Raw genomic sequence first — 25036 nt, forward strand, 5'->3', positions numbered from 1 at the left:
GTGGATTGGAGCGAAAGGTGCTTGACTCCTGCGGGAAATAGAGGAAAGGTCGAGACCCCGCAGACGGAACGTCGAGGAGGCTCGACTTCCTCCCCGCGGGTTTGCTGAGCGCCTGTAGCGGAAAGGAACGGACAGTGTTATTCCCAAAAACAACAAACTTTACGAAAAGAGCAAAAGAATAAATAATAGCATTTATAGTTTAGTGTTATGTTTGTATTCGTAATAAGGAGGATTTTACTTTTGAATATTTTTATTTTAGGTGCAACTGGACGAGTTGGAGGTCAAATAGTTAATTATGCTCTACATGACGGACATCATGTAACTGCATTAGTCCGTACTCCAGAGAAGATTCAAATAAATAATGAAAATTTAACTATTATTCAAGGAAATGTTTTAAACAAAGAGGATATCATACGTGCAATGGAAGGGGTTGATGTAGTTATTAGTGCGTTAAATACTGATGGGGCAGCAACTTTGTCTGAAAGTATACCACATATTATCGCAGCAATGGAAAACGAAGGTATACAACGGTTTATTACTATAGGAACTGCGGGTATCCTGCAAAGTAGAACTACCCCAAATTTACTGCGATATCAATCAAGTGAATCAAAACGTAAATCAACTCGTGCAGCAGAAGAGCATCATAAAGTTTACGAAATGCTAAAACAATCAACACTCGAATGGACTATTGTATGTCCTACGTATTTACCGGATGGAGAAAGTTTGGGTGAATATCGTGTGGAACGTGATTTTTTGCCGGTGAATGGAGTTAAAATATCCGTATCGGATACAGCAGAATTTACGTATAAGCAGATTGAAAGTAACAATTATATTAATTCACGTGTAGGTATCGCCTACTAATAATATTCTTTTACATTATTACTTGCTATCATAAGGTAATGACACAAGGTATCAAGCTAGTTACTCAATACTGCAAAACTATGTATTTTCTGATGATTATTAAAAAAACTCAAAAAAGATGGTAACATATCATTATCTGAAAATTATAACAGATAATGAATGGAGGAAAGCCGAATGGAGTTTGACGTAATTGTGGTAGGTGCCGGACTTGCCGGATTGACAGCAACGGCAGAGATTGCTGATGCCGGGAAAAAAGTGCTGCTCTTGGACCAAGAGCCCGATGCCTCGATGGGAGGACAGGCCTGGTGGTCGTTTGGCGGTCTGTTTTTAATAGATTCCCCAGAGCAGCGACGAATGGGGATCAAGGATTCTAAAGAGCTAGCCTGGCAGGATTGGCTTGGGGCGGCGGGATTCGACCGGGAAGACGATGAGGATTATTGGGGACGTAAATGGGCAGAAGCTTACATTGATTTTTCTGCTGGGGAAAAGCGCACGTGGCTGCATGAGATGGGTGTACGCTTCTTTCCGGTTGTGGGCTGGGCTGAACGTGGCGGCTATCTTGCAGAGGGTCATGGGAACTCCGTGCCGCGTTTCCATATCGTCTGGGGAACCGGTCCCGGTATTATCGAGCCATTTGAACGTCGTGTCCGTGAGCACATGAAAAATGGGCTGGTTCAGTTCCGTCCGCGTCATCGGGTGGACAATCTGATTACAAGTAATGGTGCTGCTACAGGCGTAAGTGGTTCTGTTCTTGTCAATAGTTCCACCGCCCGCGGGGAGGATAGCAGCAGGGAAGTTGCAGGCAGCTTTGAATACAGTGCCCAGGCCGTATTAGTTTCAAGCGGCGGTATTGGTGGAAACCACGAATTGATTCGAAAAAATTGGCCAAGCAGGCTGGGCGAACCTCCTAAACAAATGCTCTCAGGCGTACCTGCTCATGTTGACGGCCGGATGCTCGCTATTACCGAGGCAGCTGGCGGCCGCATTGTCAATCGCGACCGCATGTGGCACTACACGGAGGGAATCAAAAACTGGAATCCGATATGGAGCAAGCATGGCATTCGGATTCTGCCCGGACCTTCCTCCATTTGGTTGGACGCTCGCGGTCAGCGTTTTCAGGCTCCAAACTTTCCAGGCTTCGACACACTGGGCACTTTAGAAGCCATCAAACAGACGGGCTATGATTACTCCTGGTTTATTTTAACGAAAAAAATTATTAAAAAGGAATTTGCTTTATCCGGGTCAGAACAAAATCCAGATTTAACGGGTAAAAGTATTCGAAAGGTGTTAGGGAGAGCAATTGGCGATGCTCCTGCTCCGGTAAAAGCCTTTATGGACAAAGGAGAGGACTTTGTCATCGCGGATAATTTGGCTGATCTGGTCAAAGGAATGAATAACCTGACTGGGGGTAATTTATTGAATTTCACGGATATCGAAAGCCAAATAAAAGCACGAGATCGTGAAATTGAAAATAAATTTACGAAAGACCTTCAGATTACAGCAATGCGCGGGGCGCGTCATTATATCGGTGATAAGTTAATCCGTGTGGCACCGCCACACAAAATCCTCGACCCGAAAAACGGCCCGCTGATCGCGGTTCGCTTGAATATCGTTAGTCGGAAAACATTAGGGGGGGTGCAAACAGATTTATCAGGAAGGGTTTTGAATGAATCGGGCAATCCGGTTCCAGGCCTTTACGCTGCCGGTGAAGTATCAGGATTTGGCGGCGGCGGTGTCCATGGCTATCGTGCTCTTGAAGGGACTTTTTTGGGTGGATGTCTGTTCACAGGCCGTGTTGCAGGAAGGACCATTGCTGCAGTATTAAATTAGATTAATAGATGGATATGGACTTCTTTACGAAAAGGTAAAGACGTTTTTTGCATAAATAACAATATGTTCAATTATTTTTCACCAAAAACCCTACAAAAGTAATAGCTTCATTAAAAAATTTGTATAAATGGCTTATAGTTTCTTCTCTAAAAAAATTATATAACTAAATTAATAAATATTATTGAGGTGAGTCTATTGAAGCAAAACACACATGTTAGATACAAGGGAAAAGTTTATGAAATTATCTACAGGTACACTTCCGGTTATTGCGAAATTAAAGAAATAGACTCTTTATATAATGTGGAATTAGTCCATATTACTGAATTAACGACTGCTAGTTAAATAAAAGTAAGCGTTGACAAACTTTAAGGTCCACTTATATATCCTTATTAAGTTAATCAAAGTGAAGGATAAACTGGAGATTCACACAATTGCTGCAGGTGTAATTGGGTGAGTCTTTTTTTTATCAAAATCCTAAGAAGGGGAGTCGTAGTAGTGGCTGTGCAGACAGATTTTCTTTTCAAACAACTGATGCGTTTAAAAATGGGGCAATGAATAAAAACAAAAGCGTCAGTGTACGTGGGGTGAACCGACGCTTTTTCTATAATTTGCACTATACTTATTTGGTTAATGCTTTTACAACTTCGTCTCCGGTTTTTTCGTTGGCGATTAGTCCGTTGATGGTCCAGTTGCTTGGGTCGTTCATTTCGTATACATGGCCATTTTTCACTGCGTCAAGTCCGTTCCAAATAGAGCTTTTCTCTAATATCTCTAGGCCTGCTTCGCCTTTTTTGCTGATCAGGAAGATGTGGTCCGCTTTAATTTCCGGTAGTTTTTCAAGTGCTATTGGGTCCCATTGTGCTGCAGCAGGACCTAAATTTTCTACAAAAGCGGGCTGTTTTACGCCTAAATCTTTATATAAAACATTTGCGGCGAATCTGTTGTTTTCCATTAGGTAAAATTTATCGGCCATTACCCAAATAATTGCTGCTGTTTCATCACCAATTGATACCTGGACTTTAGACTTTGCGTCTTTAATCTTTTCGTCATACTTTGCAAGTGCATCCTTGGCCTCTTGCTGTTTATTTAAGATGTCTCCCATTTGTGTAAGCTGTTTCCGCCAATCTCCACTTACCTCATCCTTAAATACGTAAGTCGGCGCCACTTTCTTATATTCTTCGTATTGTCCTTTTTGTATGGCTGTTGGTGAACTGAAGATGATTAAATCCGGGTTGTTGCTGATTGTTTGTTCAAGCGGCAGGTCCCAGCCAATTTTCGGAACACCTTTTAGCTCTGGCTGTAAATAGTCTAAAACAGTATCTCCGATGGACCATTGAGCCACAGGTTTTACACCCAATGCAACGAGAGAATCTTCCAAATAAGGTGCAAGAATCCGCTTTGGATTAGCTGGAACCGTCACTTTTCCCATGGCATCCGTTAACGTGGTTTCGGTTTTTTTATCATTTCCATTCTGGCTTGGCTGGGACTGATCCGTATTATTACAGGCTGTTACGATAAATAACATTATTATTAAAGTAAAAGATAAATAAAAGCGTTTGTTTAACATTTTGTTTTGCCTCCTATGTACTGTATATCCCAGTTCTTATAATGCAAATGATAATCATTTTCAAATAATCAGTCAATACTAGATTCGATAAAATTATCCCCAAATTATGAATAAATATTGAAGGGGATTTATGGGATATTTATTTTTTCCTACTTACATATTGAAAAATATAAGACCTCTGCTTATACTTAATGATAATGATTATCATTATTTTAAACTACTAATTCATTGTTTTTTACATAGAGAAAGGGTGTTCATTTTTGAATGACAATGCCACTTTAACACATCACGATTACAAAAAAAAAGCATTGAGAACATCCTTTAAAGGGTCAATTTTTCTCGTATTAGGGATTTTTCTAATCATACTCTCCATTGGCTTATCGATTGCTTATGGTGCTGCCGACATAAAACTGGCAACAGTATGGGAAGCGATTAGCCGATTTAACCCAAATTTTACCTCACATCAAATTATTCAAGAAATTAGATTGCCAAGAGCAATAGGGGCGGTTTTAATAGGAGCGTTTCTTGCCGTTTCTGGTGCTTTAATGCAAGGATTAACCCGCAACCCGCTAGCATCTCCCTCAATCATGGGAGTAACAGAAGGGGCTGCGTTTGCCTTAGTCCTTACGCTTGCCCTTTTCCCGGCTGCCACCATTTTATCTCTTACATTTGCATCTTTTGCAGGGGCAGGGTTTGGGGTCATTGTTGTGTTCATGATTGGTGCCTTTTCAAAAGGCGGTCTGACGCCGGTTAAACTTGCTCTTGCCGGTGTAGCTGTCGGTGCGATGCTAAGTGCACTTTCCAATGCTATAGCTCTTCATTTTCAGGTGGCCAAAGATATGAGTTTTTGGTATGCGGGCGGTTTAACATCGATTAATTGGGGTTCGGTCAAAATTTTGCTTGGAGCGGGTTGTATAGGGCTTTTGCTTGCCATGTATATTTCCCGGTCGGTTACCATTTTAAGTTTGGGAGAAGAAGTATCAAAAGGTCTTGGACAAAATACCCTGCTGGTAAAAACGCTCGGCGTGATTGTTGTTTTGGTTTTAACAGGGGCTGCTGTATCGGTTGCAGGAGCAGTAGGGTTTATTGGGCTGGTCATCCCTCATATTGTCAGGTTTATGATCGGTTCTGATTACCGCTGGATTATCCCTTTATCGGCTGTATTCGGAGGGCTGTTGCTAGTCGTGTCTGATATTGTTGCAAGAATGGTGAATGCACCCTTCGAAACCCCGGTTGGAGCCATTACAGCTCTAATTGGCGTTCCCTATTTCTTATACCTGGCACGCGGGGAAAGGAGAGGGCTGTAATGAATGTTCTGAAAACAAAACATCAAAAGTTTATTACCACGATTATTACAATGTTTTTGCTGACAATCATAATGTTTATCGTTAGCTTAAATTTGGGTGTCGTTCGTATTGCTCCCCTAGATGTATTTAAGACTCTTGTTGGGATGGGGACAGCTCGTGATCAGCTGGTTTTAGTGGATTTCCGGCTTCCCCGAATGATTTTATCCCTGCTGATCGGTGCAGGATTAGCGGTGGCAGGGGCGATTCTCCAGGGAGTTTCCAAAAATGATTTGGCGGACCCGGGAATACTGGGTATTAATACAGGTGCTGGTTTCGCGGTGATATTATTCATTTATTTTTTTCAAGGCACCATGAATGATATTAGTACATTGGGGATTTTCTTAATGCCCCTTTTTGCCTTGGTTGGAGCTGTTATCGCAGCACTTCTGATTTATGTGATTGCCTGGAAAAAAGGGATTGACCCGGTTCGCTTAATCTTAGTTGGGATTGGAGTGAATTCCGGCTTCGGTGCAGCGATTGTGATTTTTCAATTAAAAATGAATCCGCAAGATTTTATGCAGGCAGCTGTCTGGCTTTCCGGCGATATCTGGGGAGCAAATTGGAGAATGGTCAGTGTACTGACGCCATTAATTCTGTTGCTCCTTGTGTTTGCTGTATATAAAGGACACATTTTGAATCAATTAAATTTGGGTGATCAGGTGGCAACTGGACTTGGAATCAGGGTGGAAAATCAACGGAGGCTGCTGCTTCTCGTTGCCGTAGGTTTGGCCGGATTTAGTGTGGCAGCCGGAGGAGGAATTGCTTTTCTCGGTATGGTGGCCCCGCATATTGCAAGAAGATTAGTCGGACCGAGGCATCAGCTGATGCTTCCGGTGACAGCTATCTTAGGTTCATTCTTGGTGTTATTGGCTGACACGCTAGGCAAAAATCTGCTGGCACCGACCCAAATACCTGTAGGGATTGTTGTGGCCATTTTTAGCGCACCATATTTTATATATTTGTTAATGAAGGCAAGATAGGGGGAACGAATGATGGTTTCACTTTCTACCGAAAATCTGCAAATCGGCTACGGAGATAAAGTCATAGTAGAAGGTTTAAATTTGCAAATTAATAAAGGGGAAATTACCACGATTATTGGGGCAAATGGCTGTGGTAAATCAACCATTTTAAAAACAATTGCCCGTGTTCATCCAGCAAAATCGGGCAGCATTTATCTTGATGGGAAAATGATTCATAAGATTCCAACAAAGGAAATTGCCAAGAAGATGGCAGTCTTACCGCAAAGTCCTGAGGCACCAAGCGGTTTAACCGTATATGAGTTAGTTTCATTTGGGCGTTCCCCTCATCAAAGCGGCTTTGGAAGACTGTCGGATAAGGACAAGGATGTTGTTGAGTGGGCGTTGAAGAAGACAAGATTAATGGAGTTTGCGGGCCAATCAGTCGATGCGCTATCGGGAGGACAGCGGCAGCGTGCCTGGATCGCGATGGCGATCGCTCAAGAAACGGACCTGTTGCTTTTAGATGAACCAACAACGTACCTGGATATGGCCCATCAACTAGAGATCTTGCAGCTGCTGGAAACACTAAATCAAGAAGAAGGGCGAACGATTGTTATGGTGATTCATGATCTTAATCATGCTGCCCGTTTTTCACACCATATGGCGGCTATGCGCGCCGGAAAATTGGTGAAAGAGGGAACAGCTGAAGAAGTGATGACCTCAGAAGTGTTAAAAGAGGTTTTTCAAATTGATGCTGAAATAGTAAAAGATCCACGAACAAAAAAGCCTGTCTGCCTTTCTTATGATTTAATTCAAAAGGAACAGCATCCAAATAAACAAAAGGTAGTTAATCTTTAATCTTGGGAATGGACGGAGAAAACAATGAAATTATTTGATGTGACCATCATTGGCGGAGGGCCAATTGGTCTATTCACCGCCTTTTATTGCGGAATGCGGGAAATGGAAACAAAGATTATTGAATACTTGCCCTATCTAGGGGGGAAGGTCTCATATTTTTATCCTGAAAAAACAATACGGGATATTGGCGGCATTCCGGCGATAACAGGTGAGGATTTGATTAAGCAATTGGCGGACCAGGCAAGAACCTTTGACCCGACGATTGTTTTAAACCAACAAGTAGTCGGGTTGGAACGGTTAGAGGATGGAACGTTTCTATTAACCAGCCATAACGGAGAAAAGCACCATACGAGAACGATCATCTTGGCCACTGGATTCGGAGCACTGAAAAGTGCCAAGCTTGATACCGAGGAAGCTGACAAGTATGAAGGGCGGAACCTGCATTATACCGTGGAATCGATGAAGCATTTCAAGGATAAACACGTTTTAATCTCAGGAGGAGGGAATTCGGCCTTGGATTGGGCAAATGAACTGCTGCCGATAGCCAAACATGTAACAGTCGTACATCGGCGTCATGAGTTTTCCGGACTTGAACGGTACATTACCAACCTGAGAAACTCCACTGCAAAGATTATGACTCCATGTGTTCTTGAAAATCTTTATGGGGATGGTCAAAAGCTAACAGGTGTTTCTGTGAAAAATATGGAAACAGGAGAACAGCAAGTGATTGAGGTTGATGAAATCCTTGTGAACCATGGATTTGCAATCGACTTAGGTCCTATTAAAAAGTGGGGCTTGGAATTTGAAAAAGGCGGCCTCAAAGTAGACCAGTTCATGCAAACGAGCATGGAGGGAATCTTCGCGGCTGGGGATATCGCCAATTATCAAAATAAACTCCACCTCATTGCAGGCGGATTCGCAGAAGGACCCACAGCCGTCAACAGCGCAAAAGCCTATATCCAACCAGAAAAAGAACTGAAGCCTATCTATTCGACCACCCATTTTTAGGAAAATGGTGCCAGGCACTGTTCGTGGATATTTGGCCGTGTGGGGTGGACATTCCCAGTGTAAAGTAAAAGGCACGATCCACAATGAGTGGGCACGTGCCTTTTTTGCTTAATTGTTTTTTTCGAGTAATCGGGTTTGGATGTGTTTGTTTCGTATATAGAAGATTGTTGTGACGGTAAAGGATATCGCACCAAATAGGACGCACATGTTCTGCAAGCCAATCAAGTCCAGCAAGAAGCCGGAAAGGAGGAGGACCACCTGGAAGCTGACCCTGTCCAGCATATTCCGGAAAGAGAAGAAACGTCCATGGAACTCCTTCGGTACCTTTGTTTGAAAGATGGTTGCTGCTGTTGGAAAAAAGCAGCCAACAGCAAAACCAAACACCGCAAAAGCCGCGACTGTGATGACTTGATTATCAGCGAAAAAGAGAAGGAACTGCGATACCCCAATCAAGAATGAACAAGCGAACAAAATCAAGTACGGTGAAATTTTGTCACTAATCTGCTTAATAAAAAAAGCACCAATCATAAAAAATGTTCCCTCTGCCGTGTAAATCCAGCCTTTGATGGCTGCACTATCCTGAATCTCGCTGATATTGATCACCAGCAAATTGAAACCGCCAAGAAAAAGTACCGGTACCAGCGTCATAATAAGGGTCATAAAGACAATCGGCAGCCTTTGAATTAATGGGAAAACGTCCTTGAACCCTGTTTTCTCTAATGTACTAATCTTCGCTTGCTGAATGTACTGACCTTCATCAATGTCTAAGAACCACGTCAGGACCAGTAATACGATATAAGCAATTAAAGAGCCTAAATAAAGAATGAATAAGGGCATGATTACAATCAATAAACCGGCTGCCGCAGTACCGATAATTCGCGATAAAGTTGAAACATTCATATGAACACCGTTTAATCGGATCAGCTCTTTCTCCTCGACGACAAGCGGAATCGCTGCTTGTAAGGCGGGAAAATAGAAGGCAGCAGAAATTTGCAGCAGCACCAGGAAAACGGCCATCCACCAAATCGACTCGGTGGCAATGGCAATTAGCATAAAAACCACACTCATAACCCTGACCAATCCAGCAAATAGCATGACTGTTTTCTTGCTCGCCCGGTCTGTGAGCCTGCCTGCGTATGGCCCCACTGCTACTCCCGCAAGAAGACCGCTGGCAAGTAAAAGAGACTTTAAGAAATCAGAGGGCAGTTTTGCCTGCATAAATTCCAAATTTCCAATAATCCCAAGCCATAGGCCAAGCCCGGCTATAAACTCCCCGGATAATATAATCCATACATTTTTGTTTCTCCACATATGTTCTCCTGAAAATCTAGTATTATTTTCTATTCTACAAAAATACTATATTCAGTTCATTATTAAAAGGGAAAATAATTTCCTCAAACATGAAGGAGATGGCGGGCTAAGCAGGCCTGTTTTTATCATTAAAAAAAATTCGACAAAATTCGTGTTTTTCTCTTGACGAAAGTTTGTGAAATATGTAATATTATAAAGGTCGAATTTGTTCATAAATATTTTAAAGTTTTTGATATGCGGGTGTAGTTTAGTGGTAAAACCACAGCCTTCCAAGCTGTTGTTGTGAGTTCGATTCTCATCACCCGCTCCATTACATAGTAACCAACGCAGTGTACCGTTTCGCAAAGAACGTTGCGCTGCGTTTTATTTTTATTTGCCTCCAAGAATTCGATAAGAGGCTTCACCGCCATGGATCTGGACAAACATGTTCATCAATGACTCTGTCAGCTTTTTAGCATTTTCCATATCTGTTGAAGGTCTTTGGTAAATGATTTGCAAAGCATTTTTCGTTGTATTGGTGACGGCGGTTCTTTCTGAATCCACAAACGGACTTCCAAATGGACCATTTGCGTCAGAGGTTAAAATAAGACACTCAAGGGAATTGGTTCTGCCGTTTAATCCTATATATTCCTCACCGGTTTTTCCAATGCGAATTTCCACTGGTTCCTGCAAGAAATCCTGATCGTAAAGGCCAATTGGCACCTGATATTGAAGCGAGAAAAAATTATATAGGTCAACCGCACTCTGTCCGGATGCAAAGTAATTTTGTTTTTTTACCCTCCTGAACAAAGCTTCGGCCGAGTGGCGATACCTGTTCGGATCCTTTCCCGTCTTCTTAAAAACATTACGCCATTCCTGGATCCCTGGAAGTTCCGTGACATTTTTTCCTTCTAAGTCAAAAAAGATTGATTCCTGAAAAAGCCGAAGCCGCCCCTTTAGCATCTGCGGCGATTCGCTCACTGTAATATTGCTATATTCGATTACACCGACTTTAAAATTGGGGATTAGCTCTGTTATTTCCGAAGAAACCTGTATTTCCAAGGATTCCACCTCCAAATTTATTTGAAAATAGTTTATCATAGATAGACGGCTGATAATAATTAAACAACTTTTTATAGATCAAAATCCTTTGAAGGGAGGTTGAACCATTGGACTTTCGAAAACTAAAGCAAGAAGTTATAGCTTACAGCAAAGATATCGGCATCGATAAAATCGGATTTACCACCGCTGACCCATTCATGGAATTGAAAAATCGCTTAATCCGCCAGCAGGACCTGGGCTACCAATCAGGCTTTGAAGAGCCTGATATTGAAAAGCGGACCACGCCGACATTATTAATGGAAGGTGCTCAGTCGATTATTTCGATTGCGTTAGCATACCCCTCTAAAATGACAAACCGTGTCCAGAGTAAAAAGGGAGAACGGCGGGGAATTTATGCCCGCGCATCGTGGGGGCAAGATTATCATCATATTATAAAGGACCGTCTAAAGAAGCTTGAGGAATTTATTTTAATGAAGCTTCCGGAAGCACGGCTGAAATCGATGGTCGATACGGGCGAGCTTTCGGACCGGGCTGTTGCCGAGCGGGCGGGTATTGGCTGGAGCGGTAAAAATTGTGCCATTATTACCCCTGAGTTCGGTTCGTATGTCTATTTAGGTGAAATGATAACGAGTATTCCTTTCGAACCGGATTCTTTAGTTGAAGATCAATGCGGCTCCTGTACGAAATGCCTTGAGGCGTGTCCGACGGGAGCATTAATCCAAGGTGGTCAGATTAATGCGCATCGTTGTGTTTCTTTTTTAACGCAGACGAAGGGATTTATTCCTGACGAGTTCCGCGAGAAAATCGGTAATCGTATCTATGGCTGCGATTCCTGCCAGACCTCGTGCCCGCATAACAAGGGAAAAAACTTTCATTTTCATGGCGAAATGGAGCCGGATCCTGAGGCGGTAAAACCCTTGCTGAAGCCAATTTTAAAATTAAGCAATCGCGAATTTAAAAATCGCTTTGGCTATTTGGCGGGATCATGGAGAGGAAAGAAGCCAATTCAGCGAAATGCGATGATTGCGCTGGCCCATTTTAAAGATGAGACGGCAATTGACGACCTAATTGAAGTTCTTGAAAACGAGGCGAGTCCCGTTGCTAGAGGGACAGCGGCCTGGGCGCTTGGCAAGATTGGCGGAGAAGCAGCGCTGGCAGCATTAGAAAAAGCGCTTGAACAAGAAGCTGACATCGAAGTTCGGAAAGAGATTGAAAATGGGTTGCATTTTTTTAAATGATATAAAGAGCAGATAACTGCTTAACGTGTTTTGTTTATTATCGAAAATATTATAAATGTTAATTAAAATGAGTGTATTTATTTGCACTCATTTTTTTGTTGTGTATACCGTTTGCACGGAATTCACACTTAAATTTGGATGGGTAAATTGCCGAGTATATATAATTTCATCAACATTTGATGTGAAAATTGATTAATGGAAATAATTCGTATTTTCGAAAAAACGTACATTCATTTGGAATGTACGCTTTTTCAGACTATTATTGTTTATTCTGGTCCTCCTGAGACGTGTCCCGTTGAGCACTTCTTACATCCTGTTTAACAGGAGTTAATTCAGAAGACGCTTCTGTTTGAAATTGTGGTCTTCCAGCTTGGATGGTTTGCCGCTGATTGGAGGCCTGTTTGCCAGGTTCTCTTCCTAATAAGCGATGAAAGAAGATTTCAAAAGCAGTGATCACAATCGAGCCAATAAGTGAAGCGGAAAATACGTCATCCTCAGCGGTCATATTATCGATCATTAGGTAGAGAATGACAAACGATAAGACAAAATCAGCAATCGTTGCCACTGTGTTATTTGTAGCTCGTAAAATAAATAAGTCGCCCAATACATAACTAACAATAGCTAAAACTGCTGAAATGCCCAGGATATCAGAAGCACCCAAATCGTAGCCCAATGCATCTATAATACCCAGTACAACAACAGCTGCAATAAACTTCAAGACAATTCTTAAAATATGCCTCATTTCTTACACCTCCTTTGTGTATTTTTCGAAAAAATCTCCTAAGATATACACCGACCTCTCTGAAGCCATCATTAATATATTTTTGTCGTGAATAATTTATTAGGATTGTACTTAACCCCATGAGTGCAGTAAATAGAAGATTAAGCTAATAGGTAAAAGCAACATATCAGTATCATCTAGAGTATGTGAAGATATGTACTTTCATAAATTACGGCCTATCAGTCAAGAAAGCCCCGCATTACTAGGAAAATAAACCCAAAATAATTAAATTCCCGAATGAAAATGTACAGATTCTTTATTTTATCCCGCTTCCTTTCATATGTATGAAAGTGAAAGGAGTGAAAAGCCAAATGCGTGATGCCCTTCAGCAGCTTTTCGAGTTCAGGGTGCAGCAATTCGTAGCCAGCCAGCGAAATGCCAAAGACTTTTTTCCAAAAGCCGAGCAGAAACGGGAAACTCTCTCAAAAAGGTCGGCGGAAATCGTTAAGGTGAAAGCGACTGGAAAAATCCTTACCACCGCAGATGAAGATGATTTCCAGCAGGTGAAATACCTTGCCCATTATCAATATTTAATCAAACAAAAAGGAAGTCTATATCTTGAGGAAGAGACAGAAGAAAGAATGGCAAAGTTTTATCAGGGGGCCTTAATTATGGATGAAGAAATCCACCCGCCACTCTATCAGGAGAATCAACATGAAAACCCGCCCCCATCCGAAGCCGGGCCCGCTGAATCCAATGAAGAACGAATCAACTACCAATATAACCGACTCAAAGCTGTCCAGTACGCAGAACGCTGGTGGAACAGCTATAATCCCACCTATAAAAAATTTGAAAACGACTGTACCAACTTTATCTCGCAATGCCTTCATGCTGGGGAAGCTCCAATGCGGGGCTTTCCAAACCGGGGCACAGGATGGTGGCTGCGAAATCAAAATTGGAGCTTCAGTTGGGCAGTGGCCCACTCTCTCAAAATGTATTTTGCGCAATCGAAGCTAGGGCTAAGAGCACAAGAGGTTTCAAGCCCCGACCAGTTAACATTGGGAGATATCATTTGCTATGATTTTGAAGGGGACGGCAGGTTTAATCATAATACGATCGTAACGGGCAGGGATGCGTACGGGATGCCGCTCGTCAATGCCCATACGTACAACAGTCGGATGCGGTACTGGGCATATGAAGATTCTTCCGCCTACACGCCAAACATTAAATATAAGTTTTATTCTATTATTGACGGCTAAGGTCCAATTCTTGAAAAAGTGGTATAATAGCTCTTAGAGTTTTTATTTGAGGTGAAATTCATGTCAGTGCACGTTGTCCTATACCAGCCAGAAAACCCATCTAACAGCGGTAATATCGCACGTACCTGTGCTGCCACTAATACTAACTTACACTTAATTGGGCCATTAGGCTTTTCTTTAGAAGACAAAATGCTGAAAAGAGCAGGGCTAGACTATTGGGAATTTGTAAACATGCTTTACTACGATTCATTAGATGAATTTTTTGAAAAAAATGCTGGCGGCGAATTTTTTTATGTAACGAAATTCGGCACAAAACCGTATTCAACCTTTGACTACAGCGATACCGCCAAGGATTATTATTTTATTTTTGGCCGCGAAACCACCGGCCTGCCGAAAGACGTCATTGACAAAAATAAGGACCTTGCCTTAAGGATTCCTATGAATGACAATGTACGTTCGTTAAACCTGTCCAATACCGCAGCGGTTGTCATTTACGAGGCATTGCGCCAGCAGCATTATCCAAACCTTAAATAAAAAAAGACTGCCGGGGCAGTCTTTTTTTATTTATTCGAACCTGGTTTGTCGTTGAATCCAGAAGTGAAAATAGCTGTTAAAAATGCGATCATTACTAAAATGACTAGAAAAGTACCCATTATGTATATCCCCCTTCTTTAATCAAGTTTTCATTTTATACACATATAATTATTATAGCCTAACTTCCAAAAATGAAAAGGGCAAGATCGTGAAAAAAAAAGAAAAAGAAAGAGTAAAACGTCTTGGTTACGCATGTTCGATTGTTAAGGTGCATAGAGTATATTAATCGTCTCTGATTAACTACAGGGGGAGGGCCTTATGGACATTCTAAAAAAAATCGAGAGGTACCGAGAAGAAGAAGAGAAACTTCGCTGGGAAGGAACGTTTGCTGATTATTTGGAATTGTTAAAGGAAAAGCCATGGGTTGCACAGTCTGCACATTCTCGAGTTTATAATATGGTTAAGGATGCCGGAATTGAAGAAGTAAACGGGACGAAGAAATATAATTTCTTTAGCAATGAGTTATTCGGATTGGAAGAAGCCTTAGAGCGATTGGTGGAGGAATACTTCCATCCGGCTGCTAAAAGGCTCGATGTCAGGAAACGGATCCTGCTGTTAATGGGACCGGTAAGTGGAGGAAAATCTACTCTTGTAACGATGTTAAAAAGAGGATTGGAAAAGTACTCCCATACCGATCGCGGTTCGGTATTTGCCATTAAAGGCTGCCCGATGCATGAAGATCCGCTCCATTTGATTCCTCATCATCTTCGGCAGGATTTCTTTGATGAATATGGAATCAGAATTGAAGGAAATCTATCACCGCTAAATATGATGCGGTTAGAGCAGGAGTACGGCGGCCGCATTGAAGATGTTCAGGTAGAAAGAATCTTTTTCTCGGAAGATAAGCGAACCGGTATTGGGACATTTAGCCCATCTGATCCAAAGTCGCAGGATATTGCCGACTTAACAGGCAGTATTGATTTTTCAACGATTGCAGAATTTGGTTCTGAATCAGATCCGCGTGCTTACCGTTTTGACGGGGAATTAAATAAGGCTAACCGCGGGATGATGGAATTCCAGGAAATGCTGAAATGTGATGAGAAATTCCTATGGCATTTATTATCGTTAACCCAAGAGGGGAATTTCAAGGCGGGAAGATTTGCGCTCATCAGTGCCGATGAGCTTATTGTCGCCCATACCAACGAAACCGAATACCGCTCCTTCATCTCCAACAAGAAAAATGAAGCCTTGCATTCACGGATTATCGTCATGCCAATTCCGTATAACTTAAAGGCTTCCCAAGAAGAGCGGATTTATGAAAAAATGATCCGTGAAAGTGATGTTTCCGATGTTCATATCGCACCGCATACATTAAAGGTAGCAGCGATGTTTACGATTCTAACACGGCTGAAGGAACCGAAAAAGGGCGATATTGATCTCATTAAGAAAATGCGCCTTTATGACGGCCAAAGTGTCGAAGGATTTAATTCCGCCGATGTGGATGAACTTAAGAAGGAATATCCGGATGAAGGTATGAGCGGAATCGACCCTCGTTACGTCATCAACCGTATTTCATCTACCATTATCCGTAAAGAAGTGCCGTCTATTAATGCATTGGATGTGTTAAGGTCATTGAAGGACGGTCTTGACCAGCATCCATCGATTACAGCTGAACTGCGCGAACGTTATATGAATTATATCTCTTTAGCTCGTAAAGAGTATGATAATATTGCTAAGAAGGAAGTTCAAAAAGCGTTCGTTTATTCTTATGAAGAGTCTGCGAAAACGCTGATGGATAATTATCTCGATAACGTCGAGGCTTATTGCAACAAAGCCAAGCTCCGCGATCCGTTAACCGGAGAAGAAATCAATCCGGATGAAAAGCTAATGCGTTCGATTGAAGAACAAATTGGCATTTCGGAGAATGCCAAGAAGGCCTTCCGTGAGGAAATCTTAATTCGGATTTCTGCCTTTGCAAGGAAAGGTAAACGGTTCGATTATAATTCCCATGACCGTCTCCGTGAAGCGATTCAGAAGAAGCTGTTTGCTGACCTGAAAGATGTAGTGAAGATTACCACTTCTACAAAAACGCCGGATGAGCAGCAACTGAAAAAAATTAACGAGGTTGTCGCCCGCTTAATTGATGAGCATGGCTACAATTCAACATCCGCAAATGAATTATTACGGTATGTAGGCAGTTTGTTAAATAGGTAGGGTTAAAAGACTGGTGGATGTTATTCTGCCAGTCTGTTTTTTTCACCACATGAATAAGACTCAAAGCGGACCATGGTAACAAATGGCTCGTCCATTTTGGTAGGCTAACAAACCAATTGTCAAAATAATTTGTAAATTATTCTCCTTTTCTGCATAGGATAAAGTAATCCATATTTCTCTTCATTTTTCCATTCTCGTTATTGTATGTTTTTTGATAAAAATGTGTGATTAATTGAAAGATTTCATTAAGGAGGGGTTTTCAATGTCAAACAATAACCATCAATTTGTGATTTCGAAAGAAGATTGGTCCCTCCACCGTAAAGGCCACGATGACCAGCAGCGCCATCAGGAAAAAGTCCAAGAGGCTATTCGCAATAATTTACCCGATCTAATTACAGAAGAGAGTATTATCATGTCTAACGGTCGAGATGTGGTAAAAATTCCGATACGTTCTTTGGACGAATATAAAATTCGATATAACTATGATAAAAACAAACACGTGGGCCAAGGTGACGGTGAGAGTCAAGTAGGGGACGTTGTGGCGCGTGATGGGTCAAACAGCGGTCAAAAAGGTCCAGGCAAAGGACAGGGAGCTGGAGACCAAGCGGGAGAGGACTATTTCGAGGCGGAGGTTTCTCTAATGGAGCTTGAAGAAGCCCTTTTCAAGCAATTGGAGCTGCCAAATTTAAAGAAAAAAGAAGATCAGGAACATCTCGTTGAAAACATCGAATTCAACGATATCCGAAAAACTGGGCTGATGGGCAATATCGATAAAAAGCGGACGATGATGACTGCTTTTAAGAGAAATGCGATGAGCGGGAAACCGGCATTCCACCCGATTTATAAAGAGGATTTGAAATTTAAAACCTGGAATGAAGTGGTGAAGCCGGATTCTAAGGCTGTGGTGCTAGCGATGATGGATACAAGCGGTTCGATGGGGATATGGGAAAAATATATGGCACGAAGTTTCTTCTTTTGGATGACCCGTTTCTTAAGGACGAAATATGAAACGGTTGAAATTGAGTTTATTGCCCACCATACCGAGGCTAAGGTCGTATCGGAGGAAGACTTTTTCTCGAAAGGGGAAAGCGGTGGAACAATCTGCTCCTCTGCCTACAGAAAAGCCTTAGAGATTATCGAAGCGAAATACAATCCACGCAAGTATAATATTTACCCGTTCCACTTTTCAGACGGAGATAATCTTACATCAGATAATGCACGCTGCGTAAAGCTGGTGGAGGAATTAATGAAGGTATCCAATATGTTTGGTTATGGAGAAGTCAATCAATACAACCGTCACTCTACTCTAATGTCCGCCTATAAAAACATCAAAGATGAGCATTTCCGCCACTATATCCTCAAGCAGAAAGCAGACGTATTCCACGCCATGAAAAGCTTCTTCCAAAAAGAGGAGAACGAAGTATTTGCATAAAAAACGGCAGGTGCAATGACACCTGCCGTTTTTTCGTTTGGCACTTTTCTCAGAGATTGTTGCTTTTAACTATATTGAAAACACCGAGTGGATTGGAGCGAAAGGCGCTTGACTCCTGCGGGAAATAGAGGAAAGGTCGAGACCCCGGAGACGGAACGTCGAGGAGGCTCGACTTCCTCCCCGCGGAAAGCAAGCGACTGTAGCGGAAAGGAACGGACAGTGTTATTCCCAAAAACAACAAACTTTACGAAAAGAGCCTTTCGTTAACAAGATTTAGAGGGGGGTGGAATTTTTCAAACAATTAAAATTCCTCTTTGAATTTTGATGAATTTGTGATAGTGTAATCTTAAATAAAGGATTTCCTGCAACAAATATTATAGATGAAGGATTACCTTCATTCTTCAGTGAGGTGAAGGAATGGACTCTCAATCATTTCAACAAAGAATTAAAGAAAAATTTCCCGGTTTGTCAACAGGTCAAAAAAAAGTGGCCAACTACCTGATTGAACATCTTAACCAAGCTGCCTTTAAAACGGCCTTTCAAATCGGCCGTCAAGCGGCAGTGAGTGAAACCACAGTGATTCGTCTTTCGTATGCATTGGGCTTTGAAAGCTTTAGTGAGATGCAGGCTGTCATTCAAGAAGAACTGCTCCGCGAAAATCAAGCCGCCATAGGCGAGCAGACCATCATACCGATTGGTACTAGCGACCCTTTTAAAAGAGTCATCTTGAACGAAATTCAGATTTTAAAACAACTAATTAATAGAAGAAATGTCCAGGAGCTTTGGAAAGCAGTTGATGCCCTTATAAAGGCAGACCAAGTGTTAATCGCCGGGCATATGCTTTCCCACGCTGCTGCCTATTGGTTTTCCTATATGCTTGGTTCGATCAGGGACCAAGTAAACCTGTACTCCCCAACAGGGGACTTTATCGAGAAATTATCTAATCTGACTAAAAATTCTGTTGTTGTTGTATTTTCCTTCTCAAGGTACTCCACTCAAACCATAAAGTTAGCTGAATATGCGGCAGAAAATAGAATTTTTTTAATTGCGGTGACAGACCGGATGCTTTCTCCAGTGGGAAGAATTTCCAATATTGTTCTGACCACTGAAGAAAATGTTCAAACAGGAAGCAATTCAATTGCATCAGTCATTAGCTTAGTGGATTTAATTATTGAAGGAATCCATGAAAAAGACCAGGAGAGGATCCGGACCCATCAACAAAGATTAGAAGAAATATATTCAAGTTTTAATGTTTTTAGTGAATAATTCGCAAAGAAAGGGTTCTTTCATGAGATAAATAAGAATGGACGAGCTTATGAAGTTTGTTGAAAACGCTATCAAAGATACTCTCAGGGACCAACAGGTTGTTCCTGTCTTTGTTTCGCAAGGGGGTGAGGACTTCCATTTATACACAGTGAAAAACCCAGGACTTCCTGCTACAATGATTGGGATTAGGCTGCGGCCTTGCTTCTGGCCTGCATCATCACAAGATGACATTTCAATTAGACGCACTGTATTATGGCGCGAAAATCATAACCAAAGCCATTTTACTAGCTTTAGAAGAATACTAAAAAAAGAGGTGTTTTATGCAAAATACTGCTCGTAAAGCGGATGCTGTTGTTCATACTTTACCACAAGGAAAAGAACATTTAGAACGTAAGCTTAAAACCAGACATTTAACGATGATTGCGATCGGCGGGACGATTGGTACCGGCCTATTCTTGGCAAGTGGTGCAACCATTCATGATGCTGGTCCTGGCGGTGCGCTTGCAGCCTATATGATTGCTGGAATCATGGTTTATTTCCTAATGACCAGCTTGGCTGAAATGGCAGCCTTTATTCCGATTTCCGGATCATTTTCCACCTATTCAGCAAGGTTTGTGGACCCCGCTCTTGGGTTTGCAGTTGGCTGGAACTATTGGTACAATAACGCAATCATTCTGGCCTTGGAGTTATCTGCGTCTTCATTAATCATGAAATACTGGTTTCCAAATACACCGGGAATCGTATGGAGTGCAAGTTTTCTAGCTATTATTTTTGCATTAAATATTTTATCTGTTAAAGGATATGGTGAAGCAGAATTCTGGTTTTCACTTATCAAGGTTGTCACGATCATTGTTTTCATCGCCATTGGGTTATTAATGATTTTCGGAATTATGAGCGGTCATACTGGCGGATTTGAAAACTTCACAAAAGGGGAAGCACCATTTAAAGGCGGCATTTTTGCGATCTTCAGTGTTTTCATGGTAGTCGGATTTGCTTTCCAAGGAACGGAAATGGTCGGTGTTGCTGCGGGTGAAAGTGAAAATCCGGAAAGAGATATGCCGCGTTCCATCAGACAAATCTTTTGGCGGATTCTTTTGTTCTATGTTCTAGCGATTATTATTATTGGTGCTTTAATCAGTTATAAAGATCCAAATTTATTAGGCGGCGATTTGGAAAATATTGCAGTCAGTCCGTTTACACTTGTGTTTAAACATGCAGGATTTGCTTTTGCTGCTGCTGCTATGAATGCTGTAATTCTAACTTCAGTTTTATCGGCAGGGAATTCCTCTTTATATGTTGGCTCTCGTGTCCTTTGGACACTTGCTGAGGAAGGCAAAGCACCTGGATTTTTGAAAAAAGTAAGTAAAGGCGGTGTACCGGTTAACGCCATTTATTTGACAACGTTAGTTGGAATGTTATGTTTCCTTACCTCTCTGTTTGGCGACGGAACGGTGTATAATTGGTTATTAAATGCTGCAGGATTAGCAGGATATCTCTCGTGGTTAGCTATTTCTGTAACTCACTACCGGTTTAGAAAAGCTTATAAAGCACAGGGCAGAGATTTGAAAGACCTGCCTTATGTCGCCAAATGGTTCCCTCTAGGCCCAATTTTGGCTACAGCATTATGTTTAGTCGCGATGCTCGGCACCAACTATGGAGCCTTTATTGGCGACAAGATTGACTGGTATGGAATTGCTGTTTCCTACATTGGACTGCCATTATTTATCATGGGGTATTTAAGTTATAAAATTACGAAGAAATCCAAAATGGTTCCTCTTCAAGACTGTGATTTTAGCCGCGAATAATTTTGCACCCAAACCGCCGAAAAAAGGCGGTTTGGCTTTTTGAAAAATTATGAAATAATGAATGATATACATATCAATTTGAGGAGGGGGCACTAGGTGAAAATAAAACAGGTTATCCTGCGACATTTAAAGATGGATCTGCTTTATCCATTTGTAACAAGTTTCGGGGCAGAGTATGATAAAGATTTTATCCTTGTTGAAATCATCAATGAGGATGGGCTTGTTGGCTGGGCTGAGAATGTGGCTATGCCGACTCCTTACTATAATGAAGAAACAGTCAAAACCAATTGGCACATGCTGGAGGATTTTCTGATTCCGATTTTATTAAATAGCGAGTTTCACCATCCAGAAGAACTTGTTGAGAAATTTGCTCATATTCGCGGCAACTATATGGCGAAGGCATGCTTGAATATGGCTGTTTGGGATTTATATGCCAGAGAGCAAAATGCATCTCTAGCTAGTGTTCTAGGAGGAACGAAAAAAACAATCGATGTAGGCGTAAGTATCGGCATCAAGGATTCCATTGAGGCAACCTTGGATGTAATTGAAAAGCGCCGTGCAGAAGGCTATAAACGCTTTAAGTTAAAAATTAAGCCGGGCTGGGATGTTGAATTAATTGATAAGGTTCGTAAAGTTTTCCCAGATATTCCGCTCATGGCGGACGCCAATTCCGCTTACACATTAGCAGATATGAATTTATTAAAAACGCTGGATGATTATAATCTAATGATGATTGAACAGCCTTTGGCGTACAATGATATTATTGACCATGCTGAATTGCAGGCGAATTTAAATACGCCAATTTGCCTTGATGAAAGTATCCATTCACTTGAGGATACAAAAAAGGCTTTGAAATTAGGAAGCTGTAAAATTATTAATGTAAAGGTCGGCCGTGTTGGCGGTTTATCGGAGGCTAAGAAGATCCATGACTACTGCCTAGAGCGGAATGTCCCTCTTTGGTGCGGCGGTATGCTCGAAGCAGGTGTCGGCAGGGCTCACAATATCGCCATGACCGCCATGCCTGGCTTTACCCTTCCAGGGGATACGGCCGGTTCATCACTTTACTGGGCAGAAGACATCATCGAGCCTGAAGTCACTGCTGAAAATGGTACCATCACCGTGCCAACCACACCTGGAATGGGATATGAAGTAAGCATGGATAAAGTTAATAAATATACCTTATACAGCAAGATATACCGATAAAATAAAAAATTGCCGAGAAAAAATATATTTCTCGGCGATTTTTATTTTATCTAAACCTAAATTACCATCCATCCAGCAGGAGTTAGGGGTTGGCGAGTAAAATCTTGATTTGCACGAGTAAATTTTAAAATCAGGCGAGAAAAGTCAAAAGTTGGCGAGTAAATCCTGGCTTTTGACGAGTAAAACCAGAGATCAAGCGAGTAAATTTTAAAAAGGTATTTTTAAGATTTCATATGTTACCTGAGCCAGGCTCGCGGCCTGGCTTTTTGGGGTGAATTACCCCTGTAAAATAAGGTTGGTAAGTAAATCAGGTATTCAGGTAAGTATATGGTTAAGAAGTGTAAATAAAATCATGAATAAAACAAGTATCTCTCCCCATTTGGAAAGTAAGCAAACCAAAACAGAAAGTATATCCAAATAAATGGTAATGTGAGACATTTCCCTCTAAGATTCCTTCGATTATTCTCTATAGATTACCCCTTTTTGTGTTAGTAACTAAAGAAACAGGTCGAAATAAAAGGCTGTCGAAAGTTCTTCAACAGCCTTTTATTTCTATTCAATTGATAAGATCCCGCTCTTACCTTGTTCTGCATTTCCAAGCTTCTTTACATTTAATTTTGTTAAATTTGTAAAAATAACTGGTGTTACTATAGATGGTACTGATTTCTTAACAAAATCCAAATCAAACTTCAAAATTTCTTGACCCTTTACTATATTCTGGCCCTCGTGAACAAGTACGTTAAAGCCTTCGCCTTTTAAATTTACTGTGTCTAAGCCAATATGAATAAGGATTTCATAGCCTTGCTTCGATTTGATGCCAATCGCATGCTTTGTTGGAAATACATTCATTATTTCTCCGTCTACAGGTGATACAACTACCCCGCTGGCAGGGACAATGCCAAAGCCGTCACCCATCATTTTTTGCGAGAATACCTGGTCGGGAACTTCGGTTAACGGGATGATTTCCCCTTCAATCGGCATCACAAAGTCTTTATCAGTTAATGGCTGGAGACGGTTTGAAACTACCGGTGTATTTTCTTCCACACTTTTATCGAAATTTACCGTCTTCTTATCCATGTTCTTCATGGCGTCGGCCACAAATTCAACCTCAGTACCGACAACAACCTGCAGGTTCGTTTTATTCAATTTCATGATCCCTTTAGCACCATGCATTTTCAAGGCAGAATCGTTAACTTTATCCATATCCTTCACATTTAAGCGCAGGCGGGTTGTACAGTTATCAATCGCTGTAATGTTATCTCGACCGCCGATATCATTGATAAAATGATATGCCATCGTTTCATATTTGTTGCCTCTATTTGTTGTAACAGCTGGAGCTTCTGAAGTTTCGTCCGCAGCTTCGTCTTCACGTCCTGGTGTTTTAATATCAAGTGCCTTAATTAAGAAATAGAAAATAGCGAAATAAATAACAGCATAAACAAGGCCGACAACTAATAACAAAATAGGTTTTTCAGCGATATTGAAATTTAACAAATAGTCTATCGCACCTGCCGAGAAAGTAAATCCGTCCCTAATTCCTAAAAGGGAAGTAATCCACATCGACAACCCTGTTAAGACAGCGTGAATTCCGTAAAGAAGTGGTGCGATAAACATGAAAGAAAATTCAATTGGTTCGGTAATACCGGTTAAGAATGATGTTAACGCTAGGCCGATAAACATGCCAGAAGTTGCTTTTCGCTTTTCCGGTTTAGCGGCAGCGATAATGGCGAATGCTGCTGCCGGAAGTCCAAACATCATAATCGGAAAGAATCCAGTCATGTATCCCCCGGCTGTTGGATCGCCTGCGAAGAAGCGGGCAATGTCCCCGGCCTTTCCTTGAAACTCGCCAAACTGGAACCAGAATAAGCTGTTTAATACATGGTGTAAACCTAAAGGAATAAGCAGGCGGTTTAAGAATCCGAAAATACCGGAGCCTACGGCGCCCAATCCAATAATCCAGTTGCCCACTCCATTAATGGCATCCTGGATCGGCGGCCAAACAAACCCTGCAATACCCGCTAAAATGACCATCGCTACGGACGTAACAATTGGAACAAAACGTCTGCCGCTAAAGAATCCTAACCACTCAGGAAGCTTCACATCACGGTAGCGATTGTAAAGCAGTCCTGCGATAATCCCCGTGAGAATCCCTCCAAGGACACCCATATTTATATTTTTATCAATTGCTTTTGTTCCTTCTGTTAAAACTAAATACCCAATGGCACCTGCCAATGCTGCAGCTCCGTTATTATCTTTAGCAAATCCCATTGCTACTCCAATCGCAAATATCAAAGCTAGGTTTGCAAAGATAGCATTCCCCGCATTGGCAATAAACGGTATATCCAATAAATCTGGCTGCCCAAAACGAAGCAGCAATCCTGCTGCAGGTAATACCGCGATAGGGAGCATGAGAGCTTTACCGATTCGTTGTAAAAAGCCTAACATGATGTTTTCTCTCCTTTAAAAAGATTATCTTTGTGAAAGCGCTTTTCATTTACAAATATAACACCACTAAATTATAGATGTCTATACCAATTTAAAAAGTATCACTATTTAAAATAATCTAAATACTTGGTAAATCAG

19 protein-coding genes and 1 tRNA gene are annotated in these 25036 nt (G+C 41.5%); 15 read left to right on the forward strand and 5 right to left on the reverse strand.

Annotated features, from left to right (window positions below):
• The first annotated feature begins 240 nt into the window (after positions 1–240).
• Complete coding sequence (locus ACZ5AE_RS06630) at positions 241–861, forward strand: NAD(P)-dependent oxidoreductase (protein WP_464570604.1); 621 nt, start codon at positions 241–243, stop codon at positions 859–861.
• Positions 862–1035: 174 nt separating this feature from the next.
• On the forward strand, positions 1036–2691 hold the full coding sequence (locus ACZ5AE_RS06635) for an FAD-binding dehydrogenase (RefSeq protein WP_464570606.1): 1656 nt from the start codon (positions 1036–1038) through the stop codon (positions 2689–2691).
• Between the two features lie 619 nt (positions 2692–3310).
• Here the strand turns inward: ACZ5AE_RS06635 and ACZ5AE_RS06640 are convergent.
• Positions 3311–4258: an iron-hydroxamate ABC transporter substrate-binding protein gene (locus ACZ5AE_RS06640; protein ID WP_464570608.1), complete on the reverse strand. Its 948-nt coding sequence runs from the start codon at positions 4256–4258 to the stop codon at positions 3311–3313.
• Between the two features lie 260 nt (positions 4259–4518).
• Between ACZ5AE_RS06640 and ACZ5AE_RS06645 the strand changes: the two genes are divergently transcribed.
• Genes ACZ5AE_RS06645 through ACZ5AE_RS06660 form a run of 4 tightly spaced genes read left to right on the forward strand, consistent with a single transcriptional unit; the run spans position 4519 to position 8429 of the window.
• On the forward strand, positions 4519–5565 hold the full coding sequence (locus ACZ5AE_RS06645) for a FecCD family ABC transporter permease (protein WP_464570610.1): 1047 nt from the start codon (positions 4519–4521) through the stop codon (positions 5563–5565).
• An 8-nt stretch (positions 5566–5573) separates the two neighbouring features.
• Positions 5574–6584 (forward strand): FecCD family ABC transporter permease, encoded by a 1011-nt coding sequence (locus tag ACZ5AE_RS06650; protein ID WP_464573563.1) that lies wholly within the window; start codon positions 5574–5576, stop codon positions 6582–6584.
• 12 nt (positions 6585–6596) lie between these two features.
• Complete coding sequence (locus tag ACZ5AE_RS06655; RefSeq protein ID WP_464573564.1) at positions 6597–7421, forward strand: ABC transporter ATP-binding protein; 825 nt, start codon at positions 6597–6599, stop codon at positions 7419–7421.
• Between the two features lie 24 nt (positions 7422–7445).
• Positions 7446–8429, forward strand: a complete 984-nt coding sequence (locus ACZ5AE_RS06660; RefSeq protein ID WP_464570612.1) for an NAD(P)/FAD-dependent oxidoreductase — start codon at positions 7446–7448, stop codon at positions 8427–8429.
• Positions 8430–8537: 108 nt separating this feature from the next.
• Here the strand turns inward: ACZ5AE_RS06660 and ACZ5AE_RS06665 are convergent, their stop codons facing one another.
• On the reverse strand, positions 8538–9740 hold the full coding sequence (locus ACZ5AE_RS06665; protein WP_464570614.1) for an MFS transporter: 1203 nt from the start codon (positions 9738–9740) through the stop codon (positions 8538–8540).
• 236 nt (positions 9741–9976) lie between these two features.
• On the opposite strand from ACZ5AE_RS06665, the gene ACZ5AE_RS06670 reads away from it, so the two are divergent.
• Positions 9977–10050 (forward strand) — tRNA-Gly (locus ACZ5AE_RS06670).
• A gap of 59 nt (positions 10051–10109) precedes the next feature.
• Here the strand turns inward: ACZ5AE_RS06670 and ACZ5AE_RS06675 are convergent.
• Positions 10110–10781: a B3/B4 domain-containing protein gene (locus ACZ5AE_RS06675; RefSeq protein WP_464570616.1), complete on the reverse strand. Its 672-nt coding sequence runs from the start codon at positions 10779–10781 to the stop codon at positions 10110–10112.
• Positions 10782–10888: 107 nt separating this feature from the next.
• Between ACZ5AE_RS06675 and queG the strand changes: the two genes are divergently transcribed.
• The gene (gene queG, locus ACZ5AE_RS06680) at positions 10889–12019 is read left to right on the forward strand and encodes a tRNA epoxyqueuosine(34) reductase QueG (RefSeq protein WP_464570618.1); all 1131 of its coding nucleotides are present in this window, start codon (positions 10889–10891) and stop codon (positions 12017–12019) included.
• A 259-nt stretch (positions 12020–12278) separates the two neighbouring features.
• Here queG and ACZ5AE_RS06685 read toward each other — a convergent pair whose 3' ends face one another.
• On the reverse strand, positions 12279–12761 hold the full coding sequence (locus ACZ5AE_RS06685; protein WP_464570620.1) for a YndM family protein: 483 nt from the start codon (positions 12759–12761) through the stop codon (positions 12279–12281).
• A gap of 323 nt (positions 12762–13084) precedes the next feature.
• Between ACZ5AE_RS06685 and ACZ5AE_RS06690 the strand changes: the two genes are divergently transcribed.
• The 7 genes from ACZ5AE_RS06690 (at position 13085) to menC (ending at position 22453) form a co-directional block, all read left to right on the forward strand.
• Positions 13085–13999 (forward strand): amidase domain-containing protein, encoded by a 915-nt coding sequence (locus ACZ5AE_RS06690; protein WP_464570622.1) that lies wholly within the window; start codon positions 13085–13087, stop codon positions 13997–13999.
• Between the two features lie 60 nt (positions 14000–14059).
• Positions 14060–14533 carry a tRNA (uridine(34)/cytosine(34)/5-carboxymethylaminomethyluridine(34)-2'-O)-methyltransferase TrmL gene (trmL, locus tag ACZ5AE_RS06695; RefSeq protein ID WP_464570624.1) on the forward strand — a complete coding sequence of 158 codons (474 nt, stop codon included), beginning with the start codon at positions 14060–14062 and terminating at the stop codon, positions 14531–14533.
• A gap of 318 nt (positions 14534–14851) precedes the next feature.
• Positions 14852–16747, forward strand: coding sequence for a PrkA family serine protein kinase (locus ACZ5AE_RS06700; RefSeq protein WP_464570626.1), 1896 nt, complete (start codon positions 14852–14854; stop codon positions 16745–16747).
• A gap of 262 nt (positions 16748–17009) precedes the next feature.
• A complete protein-coding gene (gene yhbH / locus ACZ5AE_RS06705; protein ID WP_464570628.1) occupies positions 17010–18179 on the forward strand; it encodes a sporulation protein YhbH in 1170 nt (389 codons plus the stop codon).
• A 417-nt stretch (positions 18180–18596) separates the two neighbouring features.
• Positions 18597–19445 (forward strand): MurR/RpiR family transcriptional regulator, encoded by an 849-nt coding sequence (locus ACZ5AE_RS06710; protein ID WP_464570630.1) that lies wholly within the window; start codon positions 18597–18599, stop codon positions 19443–19445.
• A 320-nt stretch (positions 19446–19765) separates the two neighbouring features.
• Positions 19766–21250, forward strand: coding sequence for an amino acid permease (locus ACZ5AE_RS06715; RefSeq protein ID WP_464570632.1), 1485 nt, complete (start codon positions 19766–19768; stop codon positions 21248–21250).
• A 96-nt stretch (positions 21251–21346) separates the two neighbouring features.
• Positions 21347–22453 (forward strand): o-succinylbenzoate synthase, encoded by a 1107-nt coding sequence (menC, locus tag ACZ5AE_RS06720; RefSeq protein WP_464570634.1) that lies wholly within the window; start codon positions 21347–21349, stop codon positions 22451–22453.
• A 552-nt stretch (positions 22454–23005) separates the two neighbouring features.
• Here the strand turns inward: menC and nagE are convergent.
• On the reverse strand, positions 23006–24898 hold the full coding sequence (gene nagE / locus ACZ5AE_RS06725) for an N-acetylglucosamine-specific PTS transporter subunit IIBC (protein ID WP_464570636.1): 1893 nt from the start codon (positions 24896–24898) through the stop codon (positions 23006–23008).
• Positions 24899–25036 lie beyond the last annotated feature (138 nt).

It is taken from the genome of Neobacillus sp. S1227, assembly GCF_055385255.1.